A 17227-nucleotide genomic window follows, 5' to 3' on the forward strand; every position below is an offset into this window, starting at 1 on the left:
GTCGTTCTATCGTCGTGATGTATCGAGCCGATACATCAGGTCGGCATAAAGGGCCGTGCACGGCAGACCGGGACAGACGGGAGGCGACGATGAGCAGACGCTCCGGCATCCTCGAGTTCGCCGTGCTCGGCCTGCTCCGCGAGTCCCCGATGCACGGCTACGAGCTGCGCAAGCGGCTCAACACCTCACTGGGTGTGTTCCGCGCCTTCAGCTACGGGTCGCTCTACCCATGCCTCAAGACTCTGGTCGCGAACGGCTGGTTGATCGAGGAATCGGGTGCTGCCGGAGAGGCCCTGGCTCCCCTCGCGGGGCGCCGCGCCAAAATCGTCTACCGGTTGACGGCTGAAGGTAAGGAACACTTCGAGGAACTGCTCTCGCAGACCGGCCCCGATGCGTACGAGGACGAGCACTTCGCTGCCCGCTTCGCCTTCTTCGGCCAGACCTCGCGGGACGTGCGGATGCGGGTGCTCGAGGGCCGCCGCAGCCGCCTGGAGGAGCGCCTGGAGAAGATGCGCGCCTCCTTGGCCCGCACCCGGGAGCGCCTCGACGACTACACGCTTGAGCTGCAGCGGCACGGGATGGAGTCCGTGGAGCGCGAAGTGCGCTGGCTGAACGAGCTCATCGAGAGCGAGCGCGCGGGACGCGACCAGCAACGGTCCGCACCCGACGGCTCCGCTCAGCAGAACAGCACATCTGGGGAGTCGGGCGTCCTGCCCCGGCGGCGGGGCAGCACCCCGCCGCCGGATGCGTCCGACGACACCACCAAGTGAGCCTCCGCATTCGGCAGAGGCTCATCCGGAATACCGAGATCACACAGGGAGCAACCGGAATGGGTTCGGTTCGCGTAGCCATCGTCGGCGTGGGCAACTGCGCCGCCTCGCTGGTCCAGGGCGTCGAGTACTACAAGGACGCAGACCCGGACACCAAGGTCCCGGGCCTGATGCACGTCCAGTTCGGCGACTACCACGTCGGTGACGTCGAGTTCGTCGCCGCCTTCGACGTCGACGCGAAGAAGGTCGGCCTCGACCTCGCGGACGCGATCGGCGCCAGCGAGAACAACACCATCAAGATCTGCGACGTGCCGAACTCCGGCGTGCAGGTCCAGCGCGGCCACACCTACGACGGCCTGGGCAAGTACTACCGCCAGACCATCGAGGAGTCCGCCGAGGCCCCGGTCGACATCGTCCAGATCCTCAAGGACCGCAAGGTCGACGTCCTGGTCTGCTACCTGCCGGTCGGCTCCGAGGACGCGGCGAAGTTCTACGCCCAGTGCGCCATCGACGCCAAGGTCGCCTTCGTCAACGCCCTCCCGGTCTTCATCGCCGGCACCAAGGAGTGGGCGGACAAGTTCACCGAGGCGGGCGTCCCGATCGTCGGCGACGACATCAAGTCGCAGGTCGGCGCGACCATCACGCACCGCGTGATGGCGAAGCTGTTCGAGGACCGCGGTGTCCGTCTTGAGCGCACCATGCAGCTCAACGTCGGCGGCAACATGGACTTCAAGAACATGCTGGAGCGCGACCGCCTCGAGTCCAAGAAGATCTCGAAGACGCAGGCCGTCACCTCGCAGATCCCGGACCGCGAGCTGGGCGAGAAGAACGTCCACATCGGCCCGTCGGACTACGTGGCGTGGCTCGACGACCGCAAGTGGGCGTACGTCCGCCTCGAGGGCCGCGCCTTCGGCGACGTCCCGCTGAACCTGGAGTACAAGCTCGAGGTCTGGGACTCCCCGAACTCCGCGGGTGTCATCATCGACGCCCTGCGTGCCGCGAAGATCGCCAAGGACCGCGGCATCGGCGGCCCGATCCTGTCGGCGTCCTCGTACTTCATGAAGTCCCCGCCGGTGCAGTACTTCGACGACGAGGCCTTCGAGAACGTCGAGAAGTTCATCAAGGGCGAGGTCGAGCGCTGAGTCGAGCGCCAGGTCAACCGCTGAGCCGACCGCTGAGTCGGCTGCTTCGGTAGCCAGTTGGGGTCCCCGGGTCGTATGTGCCCGGGGACCCCGCTCGTATGTGAGGCTGTGCCCCATGGCTGTCGTCGGTGACCTGCGCGTTCTTCTGCGGCTGCGGGATTTCCGGCGGCTGCTGACCGTGCGGCTCGTCTCCCAGGGCGCGGACGGTGTCTTCCAGGTCGCGCTCGCCGCGTACGTGGTCTTCTCGCCGGAGAAGGAGACGTCCGCCGCGGCGATCGCCTCCGCGATGGCGGTGCTCCTGCTTCCGTACTCCCTCGTCGGCCCGTTCGCGGGCGTCCTGCTCGACCGCTGGCGGCGCCGCCAGGTCCTGCTGTACGGCAATGTGCTGCGGGCCGCCCTCGCCTGCGTGACCGCCGTGCTGATCCTCAGCGACACCCCGGACTGGCTCTTCTACGCCTCCGCGCTCTGTGTCACGGCCGTCAACCGCTTCGTCCTGGCCGGACTCTCGGCGGCGCTGCCGCGCGTCGTCGACGCCGACCGCCTGGTCCTGGCCAACTCGCTCTCCCCGACCGCCGGCACGCTCGCCGCCACCGCGGGCGGCGGTCTCGCCTTCGCGGTACGCATCGTGGCCTCGGGCTCGGACGCGGCCGTGGTCCTCCTGGGTGCCGCGCTCTATCTGTGCGCCGCGCTCGCCTCCCTGCGCATCTCCCGCGAACTCCTCGGCCCCGATCCCGAGTTGGTGCAGCCACACCTGCGCACGGCGCTCGCCGGGACCGCACGCGGTCTCCTTGCAGGCGTACGCCATCTCGCCGAGCGCCGCCCGGCCGCGCACGCTCTGGTGTCGATGACGCTGATGCGGTTCTGCTTCGGCGCGCTGACGGTCATGGTGCTGATGCTGTGCCGGTACGCGTGGGGGTCGACGGAGGACGACGGCCTCGCGCTGCTCGGGGTCGCCGTGGGGATCTCCGGTGCGGGGTTCTTCGCGGCGGCCGTGGTGACGCCGTGGGCCGCGGGGAGGTTCGGGCCGCGCGGCTGGCTCGTGCTCTGCGCGGCTGCGGCGGCCGTCCTGGAGCCCGCGCTCGGCCTGGCCTTCGCCCCGGTGCCGATGTTCATCGCCGCCTTCGTCCTGGGGCTGACCACCCAGGGCGCGAAGATCGCCACGGACACGGTCGTCCAGGCCGCCGTGGACGACGGCTTCCGAGGCCGGGTCTTCTCCCTTTACGACGTCCTCTTCAACATCTCCTTCGTCGGCGCGGCGGGCGTGGCCGCCCTGATGCTGCCCCCGGACGGAAAATCGGCCCCGTTGGTTGTCACCGTGGCCGTGATTTACGCGGCGATTGCTGTGGCTATGGCCAGGTTTGACGACCAGTAAGTGTCACATCAATGCCACAGAGGTCCGCTGAGCTTCAATCCGCGCTCGGGATCTCGGTAACTTACGAGGGTCGTTTCGCGCCATCGCGTATCCAGCCACACGCCTTGTGTTCTCTTCTAGGGGGATCCCCGTGTCCACTCCGCCGCCCCAGGGCCAGAATCCGTTCGCCCAGGGCCAGCAGCCCTACGGCCAGCAGCCGCAGGGCGGTGCGCCGTACGGCCAGCCCCAGGGCGAGGGCGCCCCTTACGGCCAGGCCCCCGGCCAGCCGTACCCCCCGCAGCCGGGCGCTCCGCAGCAGCCGGGCGTGCCGTTCTACCAGGGCGGTCCGGACCCGCAGGCGCCGCGCAAGAGCAAGAAGAAGCGCATATTCACCATCGTGGGTGTCGCCGTCGTCGCCCTGATCGCCGGTGGCGCGTACCTGGCGGGCCAGGACGAGGCAGCGGCCGCCGAGGTCGGTGACTGCATGAGCGTCGGCAACCCGACGAGCTCCACCGACCCGGACCTGAAGATCGTGGACTGCGGCGACTCCAAGGCGGAGTACAAGGTCGCCGAGAAGAAGGAAAGCGGCACCTGCGACATCAGGAAGTACGCCCAGTACCGGGAGACGGGTCGCGGTGACGACTTCACGCTCTGCCTGGAGAAGCTCAAGAAGTAGGCAGCTCGTCACCACTGAGGGGCGATGTTTCACGTGAAACATCGCCCCTCTTCATGCGTGAGGGGTGCTGTGTTTCACGTGAAACACAGCACCCCTCACGCATGCCCAGCCCTACTGCTCCTGCGTGGCCCACCACTCCTTGAGCGCCGCCACCGCCGCGTCCCGCTCCATCGGCCCGTTCTCCAGGCGCAGCTCAAGCAGGAACTTGTAGGCCTGGCCGACGGCCGGGCCGGGGCGGACGGCCAGGATCTCCATGATCTCGTTGCCGTCGAGGTCGGGGCGGATGGAGTCCAGCTCCTCCTGCTCCTGGAGGCGGGCGATGCGCTCCTCCAGGCCGTCGTACGCGCGGGACAGGTTGTTGGCCTTGCGCTTGTTGCGGGTGGTGCAGTCGGAGCGGGTCAGCTTGTGCAAGCGGGTGAGGAGCGGGCCCGCGTCGCGGACGTACCGGCGGACCGCGGAGTCCGTCCACTCGCCCTCGCCGTAGCCGTGGAAGCGCAGGTGCAGCTCCACGAGCCGTGAGACGTCCTTGATGAGCTCATTCGAGTACTTCAGGGCCGTCATGCGCTTCTTGGTCATCTTTGCGCCGACCACCTCGTGGTGGTGGAAGGAGACCCGCCCGTCCGACTCGAAGCGGCGCGTCCTCGGCTTGCCGATGTCGTGCAGCAGCGCGGCGAGCCGCAGCGTCAGGTCCGGGCCTTCGGTCTCCAGCGCCATCGCCTGTTCGAGGACGATCAGCGTGTGGTCGTAGACGTCCTTGTGCCGGTGGTGCTCGTCGCGCTCGAGGCGCAGGGCGGGCAGCTCCGGCAGGACGTGGTCGGCGAGGCCGGTGTCCACGAGGAGCGCGAGGCCCTTGGCCGGGTGCGCGGACAGGACGAGCTTGTTCAGCTCGTCCCGGACCCGCTCGGCGGAGACGATCTCGATGCGCCCGGCCATCGCCTTCATCGCGGCGACGACCTCAGGGGCCACCTCGAAGTCCAGCTGCGCGGCGAAGCGCGCGGCCCGCATCATCCGCAGCGGGTCGTCCGAGAAGGACTCCTCAGGGGTGCCGGGGGTACGCAGGACGCGCTCGGCCAGGTCGCCGAGGCCACCGTGCGGGTCGATGAACGTCTTCTCCGGGAGCGCCACGGCCATCGCGTTCACGGTGAAGTCACGGCGGACGAGGTCCTCCTCGATGGAGTCGCCGTACGACACCTCGGGCTTGCGCGAGGTCCGGTCGTACGCCTCCGATCGATATGTCGTCACTTCGACCTGGAAGCGCTGCTCGGCGCCGTCCACGCGGGCGTCCTTCTGGCAGCCCACCGTCCCGAAGGCGATCCCGACCTCCCAGACCGCGTCGGCCCACGGACGGACGATCTTCAGTACGTCCTCGGGGCGGGCGTCCGTCGTGAAGTCCAGGTCGTTGCCGAGCCGGCCCAGGAGTGCGTCCCGGACCGAGCCGCCCACCAGGGCGAGCGAGAACCCGGCCTCCTGGAAACGGCGGGCGAGGTCGTCCGCGACGGGGGAGACGCGCAGCAGCTCGCTCACGGCGCGGTCCTGCGCCTGGCTCAGGGCACGGGGATTGTCTTCGTTGGCGTTCGGCACAACAGAAAAGGGTACGTGCCCCGGGCGCCCGGGGCCGCCCGGATTTCCCCGGGCCTCGTCAGCGCCGCGCACGGCGCTCACCACCAGCCTTCTGGACATCGCCGCCAGGTCTTCCGATCTTGTGGAGCAGTCCGCGGCACTTAGCCCCGGCGCACCTCGTTACCATGCGTGGACGCAGCGAACGACTAGCACCGACACAGCTGACGACGACGAGGGACGGGCAACGCGTGGCCGAGGCGGCAGATTTCCCGGGGACCAGCCCCTCACCTGCCCGCCGGTGGTTCCGGCGGACAGCGACACTGCTGGCCGGGGCACCACTGCTGGCCGGACTGCTCCAGGTGCCCGTGAGTCCCTCCGCGCACGCCGCCAGTGCCGGAGCGACGACGGGCACGGCGACCGCGACCGGGTCGGCGAGCACGTCGAGCGCCACGGGCGCGCACAGCGGCACTGCCGCGAACGCCCACAAGGCCTCCACGGGCGCGAAGGCCGCCCCCACCGGATCCCGCACCGTCGATGTGTCCCTGGACTCGCTCACGCCCAGCGCGCCGCGAGACGGCGACACCGTCGTCGTCTCGGGCAAGATCACCAACGAGGGCCGTCAGGCGATCACCGACGCCCATGTGGGCCTCCGCGTGGGCAGCGCCCTGGGCGGCCGCACGGACATCGACAGCGCCGCGAAGCGGACCGCGTACCAGCCGGGGCTCGACGGCTCCGAGGTCGGCGGGAAGTACGTCGAGAAGTTCTCCCGGCTCGCCCCGGGCGTCCCGTACGACTTCAGCATCTCCGTGCCCGTGAGCGCCCTGCGCCTCGGCATGGACGGCGTCTACCAGCTCGGCGTCACACTGACCGGTCAGACCGCCGCACAGCCCTACCCCCAGGTGCTCGGCATCGAGCGGACCTTCCTGCCGTGGCAGGACGGGGCGGCCGACACGAAGACCAAGACGACGTACCTGTGGCCGCTCATCTCCACCACGCACCTCACGTCGAGGACCCGCTCCGACGAGGAGCAGACGCCGCTCTTCAAGGACGAGAGCCTGGCCAAGGAGCTCCAGACGGGCGGGCGGCTGCAGCAGCTCCTGACGCTCGGCAGTCAGCTCGACGTCGCCTGGGTGATCGACCCGGACCTGCTGGTCTCCGTCGACGCGATGACGACGAGCTATGACGTCGAGGGGCCGGACGGCACGACCGTCGCGGGCAAGAACCAGGCCGTCGCGAAGCAGTGGCTCAACCAGCTCCACAAGGCCGTCAAGGGCAAGAAGGTCGTCGCACTGCCCTTCGCCGACCCCGACCTCGCCTCGCTCGCCCACAACGGCAGGGCCGTCAAGGGCTCGCTCGGCCACCTCAAGGAAGCCACCGAGGTCGGCGCCCAGGCCGTGGAGGACATCCTCAACGTCAAGCCAAGCTCGGACTTCGCCTGGCCCGCCGAGGGCGCGATCGACCCGTCGGTCGTGGACGTCGCCACGTCGGCGGGCGCCCACTCGGTGATCGCCCGCAGCGACAGCCTGCGCGAGACGAACGGGCTGCCGTACACGCCCAGCGCCGCGCGGCCCATCGGCGGCGGGACGACCGCCGTGGTCGCCGACGCGCGCCTCTCGACCGCTTTCCGCGGCGATATGACGGGGGCCGAGGACTCCACCCTGGCCACCCAGGAGTTCCTGGCCCAAAGTCTCATGATCACGCTGCAGGATCCGGACAAGCAGCGCAGCGTCGTGGTCGCCCCCCAGCGCATGCCCTCGGCCAGCCAGGCCCAGACCATGGCGCGGGCGCTGGCCGCCCTCGACGACAAGCGCTGGTCGCAGCCGCAGTCCCTGACGGCGGCGGCGAAGGCCGAGCCGGACCCGGACGCCACCACCCAGGTCCCCTCGACCGGGTCCTACCCGTCGTCGCTGCGTAAGCAGGAACTGCCCCGCTCGGCGTTCGAGGAGGTCCAGAACACCCAGGGCAAGCTCGACCGCTTCAAGCAGATCCTCTCCGAGCCGGACCGCGTGATCACGCCCTTCGGGCGGGCGATGGACCGTGAGATGTCCACGTCGTGGCGCGGCCGTCCGACGGACGCCCAGAACTTCCGCAAGGGCGTGCAGGGGTATCTGACGAGCCTCATCCAGCAGGTGAAGCTGATCAACAAGTCCGACGTGAAGCTGTCGGGCCGCAGCGCGACCATCCCGGTCACGGTGCAGAACAACCTGGTGCAGGGCGTCGACCACCTCGTCCTGCGCCTGACGTCGACCAACCCCACCCGTCTGAAGGTCGGCGACGGACTCTACGAGGAGCAGCCCGTCAGGATCACGGGCGGCGGCCACACCCAGTCCGTGAAGTTCACCACCACGGCCAACGCCAACGGCCCGGTCACGGTCTACGCCCAGCTCTACACCGAGGACAACGAGCCCTACGGCGAGCCCGTCCGCTTCGACGTCAACGTCACCGAGTTCACCGCGACGGTGATGCTGGTCATCGGCGGCGGCGTGCTGCTGCTCGTCCTCGCCGGATTCCGCATGTACACGCAGCGCAAGCGCGCGGCGCGGCGTCAGGCGGAGGCGGGCCCGGACGGCGGCTCCGACGGTGATTCCGACGCCACCCCCGACACCTCTCCCGACACCGACCCCGGTTCGGCCGATCCCGAGCAGCCGAGTGACCCGACACCGGACACCGCTGTGGAAAGCACCGAGCCGTCGCACACGGGTGAGAGAGTGGACCGTTGAGCGATGTCGTGGCCGGTGGGCCCGCGGACCATGAGGTGGGGTAAACCATGAACGCGCCGTACGACGGTGAGCGCGGCCAGGGCGCGGGCAGCTCCGGTGCTGCCGGGAACCCGCCTCCCGGCCCCCAGGAGGACGGTCAGGTGCCGCCGCAGCACGAGCCGGACGCCTACCTCCAGGACGCGTACGCCCAGGACCCCTACCGGGCCCAGGACCTCTCGGCCCAGGACCCGGTGGCCGAGGCGCTCTACGACCGCGCGGCCCACCCCCCGCCCCCGCCCGGCAGCTACCCCGACCCGCAGCAGCTCTACGCCCAGCCGCCGTCGGCGCAGTACCAGCCGGACCCCCGCGTCTGGGCCCAGACCCCGCCGCCGGAGCCGGACGGCACCACCCGTCACCTCCCCTACGGCGACGACCCGCGCACCACGCAGTACGTGGGCGTGGACGACCTCGTCACCCAGGCCGGCGAGGAGCGGCACCAGCCGGACGCCTTCGCTCACCTCTTCCGGGACCAGCAGGGCAGCGGCCACCGCGACCCGCGGGCGGGCTACGGCGACCCCCAGGCCGCCGACCCGCGCGCCCAGCAGGGCTACGAGGGCCAGCAGAACGCCCCGTACCAAGGACAGCAGGGCGGGGGATACCAGGGCCAGCACCCCGCCCAGGGGGCCGGGTACCAGGACCAGCAGGCGGGCGGTTACCAGGGACAGCCCGGGTACCAAGGGCAGCCCGCCGGATACCAGGACCAGCAGGGCACCGCCTACCCCTACCAGCAGCCCGGCCAGGCCGGCTACCCGGATCAGCAGCAGCCCGGTGCCGGGTACGCCCACCAGCAGGGCGCCGCCTACGCGGACCAGCAGCACGGCTCGCCGTACGCGTACCCGCAGAGCGACCCCGCGTACGGCGAGCAGCAGCAGGGTGCCCAGTACGCGCAACAGGGCGCTCCGTACGCCAACCAGCAGGCCGGTGGCTACTACCAGGACCCAAACCAGTACCCGGATCCCGGCCAGTACCCGGACCAGAACCAGGGCGGCTACTACCAGGAGCCGCAGCACGGCGGCACGCGCCCGGCCGCGGGGCAGGAGGCACCGGCGTCCCCGGCCGTCCCCGCGCCCGCCAAGGCCCCCTCGGCGGCTCCCTCGGCGCCCGCGGGGAAGTCCGGTGGCCGCGCGTCCAGCCTGCTGAAGTCCAGCGCCGTGATGGCCGCGGGCACGATGGTGTCCCGCCTCACCGGCTTCGTCCGCTCGGCAATGATCGTCTCGGCGCTCGGCATCGGCCTGCTCGGCGACACCTTCCAGGTCGCCTACCAGTTGCCGACGATGATCTACATCCTCACCGTCGGCGGCGGCCTCAACTCGGTCTTCGTACCGCAGCTCGTGCGCGCCCAGAAGAACGACGCGGACGGCGGCCAGGCGTACGCCAACCGGCTCCTGACGCTCGTCATGGTGGCGCTCGGCATCCTCACGGTGCTCGGCTGGATCGCCGCGCCGCTGCTGGTCCACCTGCTCTCCACGCCGGTCGCCAGCGACCCGGCGGCCAACGAGGTCGCCATCACCTTCGTCCGCTACTTCCTGCCGTCGATCTTCTTCATGGGCATCCACGTCGTGATGGGGCAGATCCTCAACGCCCGCGGGAAGTTCGGCGCGATGATGTGGACCCCGGTCCTCAACAACATCGTCATCATCGCGACGCTCGGCATGTTCCTCTGGGTGTACGGCACGTCCGAGAAGTCGGGCATGCGCGTCACGTCGATCCCCGACGACGGCGTGCAGCTGCTCGGGGTCGGCGTCCTGCTCGGGCTCGTCGTGCAGTCGCTCGCGATGTTCCCCTACCTGCGCGAGACCGGCTTCAAGCTGCGGCTGCGCTTCGACTGGAAGGGCCAGGGGCTCGGCAAGGCCGCCATGCTCGCCAAGTGGACGATGCTGTTCGTCCTCGCCAACCAGGCGGGCGCGATCGTCGTCACCCAGCTGGGCACCGCGGCGGTCAAGCACTCCGGCATGGACGGCACCGGCTTCTCCGCCTACGCCAACGCCCAGCTCATCTGGGGACTCCCGCAGGCCATCATCACGGTCTCCCTGATGGCCGCCCTGCTGCCGAGGCTGTCGCGCTCGGCGCACGAGGGCGACACCGGGGCCGTGCGCGACGACATCTCGCAGGGCCTGCGCACCTCGGCCGTCGCGATCGTGCCGATCGCCTTCAGCTTCCTCGCACTCGGCATCCCGATGTGCACGCTCATCTTCGGCTCGTCCGGCGTCAACGGCGCCACTCGCATGGGCTACATGCTGATGGCCTTCGGCCTCGGCCTGATCCCGTACTCCGTGCAGTACGTCGTCCTGCGCGCCTTCTATGCGTACGAGGACACCCGCACCCCCTTCTACAACACGGTCATCGTGGCCGCCTTCAACGCCGCCGCCTCCGGGATCTGCTACCTGGTGCTGCCCGCCCGCTGGGCCGTGGCGGGCATGGCGCTCTCCTACGGCGCCGCGTACGCGATCGGTGTGGGCGTCGCCTGGCAGCGGCTGCGCAAGCGCCTGGGCGGCGATCTGGACGGGGCGAACGTGATCCGTACGTACGCCCGGCTCGCGCTGGCCTCCGTGCCGGGAGCGATTCTCGGCGCCGGGGCCGGGTACGCGATCACCAAGGCGCTCGGGCAGGGGGTCATCGGCTCGCTGGCCGCGCTGATCGTCGGTCTGGCGGTGCTCTTCGGGGTCTTCTTCCTGGCCGCGCGGCGCATGCGGATCCAGGAGCTCAACTCGCTGGTCGGTATGGTGCGCGGGCGACTGGGACGCTGATGTGAAGGAGTCCGCACAACCATCGTCGGCCACCGCGTGTCGTGCATAGCGCCGGACTGTGGGCACAATTGGCTTTGGCGTCTGACGAAGCGCAACGGATGGGGAGGCAGGAACGACGGTGGCGGAACGGAGCACGGCTGCCGTCGACGTGGCAGACAACAGCGGCGACAAGCCGCTGACCGCGCAGGCGGAGCAGTCCACGGCCGACGGGGTGGCCCAGACCCGGGAGCGGGACACGGCGGACGACGGAACAGCCAACAAGAACGAGCCCACCAGCCCGCCCGGGGTGACAACTCCCCCGGAACTGCACAGCGGTCACAAACTCGCCAGACGCTATCGCCTCGAAGAGTGCGTCACCCGTCTGGACGGTTTCAGCAGTTGGCGTGCGGTCGACGAGAAACTGCGCCGGGCCGTGGGTGTGCACCTGCTGCCCGCCGACCATCCCCGGGCCCGCTCGGTGCTCGCCGCGGCCCGCTCCGCGGCGCTGCTCGGTGACCCCCGCTTCGTGCAGGTCCTGGACGCGGTCGAGGAGAACGACCTCGTCTACGTCGTGCACGAGTGGCTGCCCGACGCCACGGAACTGACCGCGCTGCTCGCGGCAGGCCCCCTCGAGGCCCACGACGCCTACCAACTCGTCAGCCAGGTCACCCAGGCGATGGCCGCCGCCCACCGCGAAGGCCTCGCGCATCTGCGGCTGACCCCGAGCGCCGTGCTGCGTACCTCCTCGGGCCAGTACCGCATCCGCGGCCTCGCCGTGAACGCCGCGCTGCGCGGCATCAACTCCGAGACCCCGCAGCGCACGGACACCGAGGCGATCGGTGCCCTGCTGTACGCCGCGCTGACGCAGCGCTGGCCCTACGACAGCGACGCCTACGGCCTGTCCGGCCTGCCCAAGGGCGTCGGCCTGCTCCCGCCGGACCAGGTCCGTGCCGGGGTGCACCGCGGCCTGTCGGAGCTCGCCATGCGCGCGCTCGCCAACGACGGCGCGACCGCGTCCCGCCAGGAGCCCGCGTGCCCCACGCCGGACGACCTGGTGAAGGCCATCGCCGAGCTGCCCCGCATCCGGCCCCCGGAGCCCGTCTTCACGGCTCCTCCGGAGTACCAGCGCACGACGTACCAGCAGGGCAACTACGGCCGCGGCGCCCAGCCGCCCGGCACCACCCAGCCCGTCCCCGCCCCGCCGCCCCCGCTGCAGAGCCGCACCGGCAAGGCCCTCAAGTGGGCCGTCTCCGCGCTGCTCATCGCCGCCCTTGGCCTGGGCAGTTGGCAGCTCGCGGACGCGCTGATGGACCAGAACAAGAACGGCGACTCCAGTACGACGAAGACGACGGACGGCGACGACAAGAAGCAGCCGAAGCCTCCCAAGCCGATCGCGATCCAGAACGCACAGGAGTCACCGCTCGGCGGCAAGCTGCAGGACCCCGAGAACGCCTCGAAGACGCACGACGGCGACACGTCCACGCTCTGGCGCACCAAGTCGTACGTCGACGGTCCTCGGCTGGCCCCGTACCGCCCCGGCGTCGGCATCGTCTACGACCTCGGTTCCGCCAAGAACGTCACGGCTGCGTCGCTCGGCCTCAAGTACCCGGGCTCCGAAACGAAGGCGACGCTCTACGCGGCCGACTCCATGTCGCCGTCCGGTCCTGTCGACTCGATGAAGAAGATCGGTGACGGCACGACCACAGGCATGAGCCTCAAGATCAAGGCTGACAAGCCGGTCAAGACGCAGTACGTGCTTATCTGGATGACGGACGTACCGAAGTCCGGCGCGGACGGCTACTACAGCGCGGGCTACAAGCAGGGCATCACGGAAGTGAAGTTCAAGGGCTGACGGGTCCGGCGGACGCTGAGGGGCGAGGGGAGGGGTTCCACGTTGGACAGCACCGAGCTCGGTGAGCTCACCGACCAGGAGCTCCTTGCGCGCCATGTCGACGGCGACAAGGACGCCTTCGGTGAGATCGTCCGCCGCCACCGCGACCGGCTGTGGGCCGTGGCCCTGCGCACCCTGGGAGACCGCGAGGAGGCGGCGGACGCCGTCCAGGACGCCCTCGTCTCCGCCTACCGCGCCGCGCACACCTTCCGCGGCCAGTCCGCCGTGACGACCTGGCTGCACCGCATCACCGTGAACGCCTGCCTCGACCGGGCGCGCAAGGCGGCATCCCGGAAGACCTCTCCCGTCGACGACGCCGAACGCCTGGACCAGCTCCTGGAACCGCACGAGTCGGCCGCGGCGCCCGTCGAACGCGGCGATCTGCACCGGGAGCTCCTGGAGGCCCTCGGCACCCTGCCACCCGATCAGCGCGCCTGCCTCGTGCTGGTGGACATGCAGGGCTATCCCGTGGCCGAGGCGGCCCGGGTGCTCGACGTCCCGACCGGCACGGTGAAGAGCCGCTGCGCGCGCGGCAGAGCCCGGCTCCTGCCGCTCCTCACGCATCTGCGGACGGAAGCACCGTCCCGACGCGAGGACGACACGGGCAGCGGCGGCAAGGACGCCCCCAGAAAGAACGCCCCGGGACGGAACCGGACCGAGGGGACAACCGTCCCACCGGCAGCGGAACCTCAGGACGCGGGGCCTCCTTCGGATGCGGGACCCAGCGACTCAGCGGCAGTGAAGGGCGGAGGTGGACGAGCGTGACCACGACGACAGACTCAGCCGGGCACCCGGACGTCGCCGAGATCTCCGACCTCACCGAAGGCCTGCTCTCCCCGTCGCGCACCTTGGACGTGCGTCGGCATCTGGATGACTGCCCGCTCTGCGCCGATGTCTACGCATCCCTGGAAGAGATCCGCGGCATGCTCGGTTCGCTGCCCGGGCCGCCCCGCATGCCCACCGATGTCACGGAGCGCATCGACGCGGCCCTGGCGGCGGAGGCGCTGCTCGACGCGACGGCCACGGCAGCCGTCGCCGAAGTCGAAGGGGCGAGCCTCGACGGCTCCGACCACGCAAGCGATACCACCTCCGACTCCGGCCGTGAAACCGCCGCCGAACCCGTCGCGCATGTTTCACGTGAAACATCGCCCGCGGACGCGCCCAAGCCGACCGCCGGATCCGGCGCCACGCCGACGTCCACCGTGAGTAGCCCCTCGGCACACGGCCCCGCCGGACACCCGCGTGCGGCCACCGGCCCGGGTCGCGGCGGACGCCCGCGAGGCCGCCGACGCCGTACGACGATGCTCGGCGCCGTCTTCACTGCCGCCGCACTCGGCCTGGGGGCCCTGCTGATCCAGCCGTGGAGCGATGACTCGACGGAGTCGCCCACTGCCTCCTCGACGGGCAAGGACACCTTCGCGAAGGGCAAGCTCGAAGCTCAGGTCTCCGACCTCCTCTCCGAGGAACAGAAGATCTCGGGCACGGAGACGGGGGGAAAGAAGCCCTCCTTCGACACCCGGTCCAGCCCCGAGGGGACCCCGCAGAAGGGCTCCACGATGCGCGAGGACTACGTCGAGGTGCCCGCCTGCATCGAGAAGGGCCTCGGCGGCCGGACGCCCCTGGCGGTCGACAAGGGCACGTACGAGGGAACGAACGTCTACCTCGTCGTCGTGCCGCACGACACCGATGGAGCGAAGGTCTCCGCGTATGTCGTGGACGCCGCCTGCGTGAGCGCGTCCGCGTCGGCCGACGCCAAGGGCAAGGTCCTGCTCACGGAGTCCTACGCCCGCCCCTGAGGCCCTGAGGCTCCCTTCCTGACCCACTCCCCGGTCTCGGTGCCGGGCCCCCTTCTCGCTCCCCGAGCACACGCTCCTTCCGTGTGCTCGGACACGTGGGGAATGCTCGCCCCGTAGGATCCGTTGGGTGGGGTGAGAGTCCTGAGACAGGCCCCCGGCAGTACGCAGTAGTCCCCAGAGACGAGGAATCAAGCCGTGACCGACGTCCGTAACGTGATCATCATCGGCTCCGGGCCCGCCGGCTACACGGCGGCGCTCTACACCGCGCGCGCCTCGCTGAAGCCCCTGGTGTTCGAAGGTGCCGTCACCGCGGGCGGTGCGCTGATGAACACCACCGATGTGGAGAACTTCCCGGGCTTCCGGGACGGCATCATGGGCCCCGACCTCATGGACAACATGCGGGCCCAGGCGGAGCGCTTCGGTGCCGAGCTCGTCCCCGACGACGTGGTCTCCGTCGACCTGTCGGGTGAGATCAAGACGGTCACGGACACGGCGGGCACGGTCCACCGCGCGAAGAGCGTCATCGTCACGACGGGCTCGCAGCACCGCAAGCTGGGCCTGCCCCGGGAGGACGCCCTCTCCGGACGCGGTGTCTCCTGGTGCGCGACCTGCGACGGGTTCTTCTTCAAGGACCAGGACATCGCGGTGATCGGTGGCGGTGACACGGCGATGGAGGAGGCCACCTTCCTCTCCCGGTTCGCCAAGTCCGTGACCGTGGTGCACCGCCGCGACAGCCTCCGTGCCTCCAAGGCCATGCAGGAGCGCGCCTTCGCCGACCCGAAGATCAAGTTCATCTGGGACAGCGAGATCGCCGAGATCCACGGCGACCAGAAGCTCTCCGGCCTCACCCTGCGCAACCTCAAGACGGGCGAGACCTCCGAGCTGCCGGTGACCGGTCTGTTCATCGCGATCGGCCACGACCCGCGCACCGAGCTCTTCAAGGGCCAGCTGGACCTGGACGACGAGGGCTACCTGAAGGTCGACGCGCCGTCGACCCGGACGAACCTCTCCGGTGTCTTCGGTGCCGGTGACGTCGTCGACCACACGTACCGCCAGGCGATCACGGCGGCGGGCACCGGCTGCTCCGCCGCTCTCGACGCCGAGCGCTTCCTCGCCGCCGCCGTGGACAGCGAGAACGCTGCCACCGCGACTGTCTGACCAACTGACCCCGCCAGCCCCACCGCAGTACCAAGTTAGGAGCCCCCTGTGGCCGGAACCCTGAAGCACGTCACTGACGCCTCCTTCGAGGAGGACGTGCTCAAGAGCAGCAAGCCCGTACTGGTCGACTTCTGGGCCGAGTGGTGCGGCCCCTGCCGCCAGATCGCGCCGTCCCTCGAGGCCATCGCCGCCGAGCACGGCGACAAGATCGAGATCGTCAAGCTCAACATCGACCAGAACCCCGCGACGGCCGCCAAGTACGGCGTCATGTCGATCCCGACCCTGAACGTCTACCAGGGTGGCGAGGTCGCCAAGACCATCGTCGGCGCCAAGCCGAAGGCCGCCCTCGTGCGCGACCTGGAAGACTTCATCGCCGAGTAGTCGGAGTGTGCCGCGATGGCGGCAGGCGATGTTTCACGTGAAACACGAATGGGCCAACCCCACGGGGTTGGCCCATTCGTTTGGCTACAGCGGCCGCAGCGCCGGTTCCTTCTGGACCGCACCGAGGAGCCGGTCGATGGCCAGCTCGACGTCTTCCTTCCACGACAACGTCGTCCGCAGCTCCAGCCGCAGCCGCGGATAGGAGGGGTGCGGGCGTACCGTCTTGAAGCCCACGGCCAGCAGATGGTCCGCGGGCAGCACACAGGCCGGCTTCTCCCAGCGCGCGTCGCCGAACGCCTCGATGGCCTTGAACCCCCGGCGCAGTAGATCCTTCGCGACGGTCTGCACGATGACGCGACCGAGGCCCTGCCCCTGATAACCCGGCATGATCCACGCGGTCATCAGCTGCACGGCGTCCGGTGAGACGGGGCTCGTGGGGAAGGCGGTCGAGCGCGGCACATACGCGGGCGGTGCGTAGAGCACGAACCCCACGGGCACGTCGTCGACGTAGACCACTCGGCCGCAGGACCCCCACTCCAGCAGGACGGCGGAGATCCACGCCTCCTTCTCCAGCTCCGGCGTACCGGCCTTTACCGCGGCCTGGCCGCTGACCGGGTCCAGCTCCCAGAAGACACACGTGCGACAACGCTTGGGAAGGTCCGGAAGGTTGTCCAGCGTGAGCGGTACGAGCCGTCGCCCCATGAAGGCGGTTCCTCACTTCCTTCGCTCGCGGCGCCACGAGCGGCTGTCAGTGCGCTCCGTTCCCGGAGCAGGCTGCCGACGAAACCACCAACCGCTCCGAGCCCGAGCCCGGCGGTCACCAGTCCTGTGCGGCTCACCGATCGCATGGCCCCTGCCTCCCCTAAGAGGTGCCGTCAGGTGGATGCGCCGTACCCGATCGCATCGTATCCACGATGCGATTGCGCCGAAACCGTAAGAAAGGAAAGAGCAGGCCGTGTTCCGGCACACACCGGACACGACCTGCTCTCACAGACTTCAGGACACTTCGTCCTACGG

General features: G+C 69.9%; 13 protein-coding genes. 11 read left to right on the plus strand and 2 right to left on the minus strand.

What is annotated here, in order from left to right:
- The first annotated feature begins 89 nt into the window (after nt 1-89).
- The 4 genes from ACZ6AA_RS13070 (at nt 90) to ACZ6AA_RS13085 (ending at nt 3939) form a co-directional block, all read left to right on the plus strand.
- Nucleotides 90-770, plus strand: a complete 681-nt coding sequence (locus ACZ6AA_RS13070; protein ID WP_030357780.1) for a PadR family transcriptional regulator — start codon at nt 90-92, stop codon at nt 768-770.
- A gap of 59 nt (nt 771-829) precedes the next feature.
- Complete coding sequence (locus tag ACZ6AA_RS13075; protein WP_468453866.1) at nt 830-1912, plus strand: inositol-3-phosphate synthase; 1083 nt, start codon at nt 830-832, stop codon at nt 1910-1912.
- A 115-nt stretch (nt 1913-2027) separates the two neighbouring features.
- Nucleotides 2028-3284 (plus strand): MFS transporter, encoded by a 1257-nt coding sequence (locus tag ACZ6AA_RS13080; protein ID WP_471457973.1) that lies wholly within the window; start codon nt 2028-2030, stop codon nt 3282-3284.
- Between the two features lie 130 nt (nt 3285-3414).
- Nucleotides 3415-3939, plus strand: coding sequence for an LppU/SCO3897 family protein (locus ACZ6AA_RS13085; RefSeq protein ID WP_471457974.1), 525 nt, complete (start codon nt 3415-3417; stop codon nt 3937-3939).
- A gap of 111 nt (nt 3940-4050) precedes the next feature.
- Here ACZ6AA_RS13085 and ACZ6AA_RS13090 read toward each other — a convergent pair whose 3' ends face one another.
- A complete protein-coding gene (locus tag ACZ6AA_RS13090) occupies nt 4051-5520 on the minus strand; it encodes a CCA tRNA nucleotidyltransferase (RefSeq protein WP_468481466.1) in 1470 nt (489 codons plus the stop codon).
- Nucleotides 5521-5747: 227 nt separating this feature from the next.
- On the opposite strand from ACZ6AA_RS13090, the gene ACZ6AA_RS13095 reads away from it, so the two are divergent.
- The 7 genes from ACZ6AA_RS13095 (at nt 5748) to trxA (ending at nt 16210) form a co-directional block, all read left to right on the plus strand.
- Nucleotides 5748-8219, plus strand: coding sequence for a DUF6049 family protein (locus ACZ6AA_RS13095; RefSeq protein ID WP_471457975.1), 2472 nt, complete (start codon nt 5748-5750; stop codon nt 8217-8219).
- Between the two features lie 47 nt (nt 8220-8266).
- A complete protein-coding gene (gene murJ, locus ACZ6AA_RS13100; protein WP_471457976.1) occupies nt 8267-11005 on the plus strand; it encodes a murein biosynthesis integral membrane protein MurJ in 2739 nt (912 codons plus the stop codon).
- A gap of 118 nt (nt 11006-11123) precedes the next feature.
- Nucleotides 11124-12836, plus strand: coding sequence for a protein kinase family protein (locus ACZ6AA_RS13105; RefSeq protein WP_471457978.1), 1713 nt, complete (start codon nt 11124-11126; stop codon nt 12834-12836).
- Between the two features lie 42 nt (nt 12837-12878).
- On the plus strand, nt 12879-13640 hold the full coding sequence (sigM, locus tag ACZ6AA_RS13110; protein WP_468453881.1) for an RNA polymerase sigma factor SigM: 762 nt from the start codon (nt 12879-12881) through the stop codon (nt 13638-13640).
- The gene (locus ACZ6AA_RS13115) at nt 13637-14671 is read left to right on the plus strand and encodes an anti-sigma factor family protein (RefSeq protein WP_471457980.1); all 1035 of its coding nucleotides are present in this window, start codon (nt 13637-13639) and stop codon (nt 14669-14671) included. The genes sigM and ACZ6AA_RS13115 overlap by 4 nt, the downstream gene beginning before the upstream one ends.
- Nucleotides 14672-14866: 195 nt before the next feature.
- Nucleotides 14867-15829: a thioredoxin-disulfide reductase gene (trxB, locus tag ACZ6AA_RS13120; RefSeq protein WP_468453885.1), complete on the plus strand. Its 963-nt coding sequence runs from the start codon at nt 14867-14869 to the stop codon at nt 15827-15829.
- 48 nt (nt 15830-15877) lie between these two features.
- Nucleotides 15878-16210, plus strand: coding sequence for a thioredoxin (gene trxA, locus ACZ6AA_RS13125; RefSeq protein ID WP_030357769.1), 333 nt, complete (start codon nt 15878-15880; stop codon nt 16208-16210).
- 84 nt (nt 16211-16294) lie between these two features.
- On the opposite strand, the gene ACZ6AA_RS13130 is transcribed toward trxA, so the two are convergent.
- Nucleotides 16295-16912, minus strand: a complete 618-nt coding sequence (locus ACZ6AA_RS13130; protein WP_468453887.1) for a GNAT family N-acetyltransferase — start codon at nt 16910-16912, stop codon at nt 16295-16297.
- Nucleotides 16913-17227: the final 315 nt, after the last annotated feature.

The sequence above is a fragment of the Streptomyces sp. NPDC040610 genome (genome assembly GCF_055594065.1).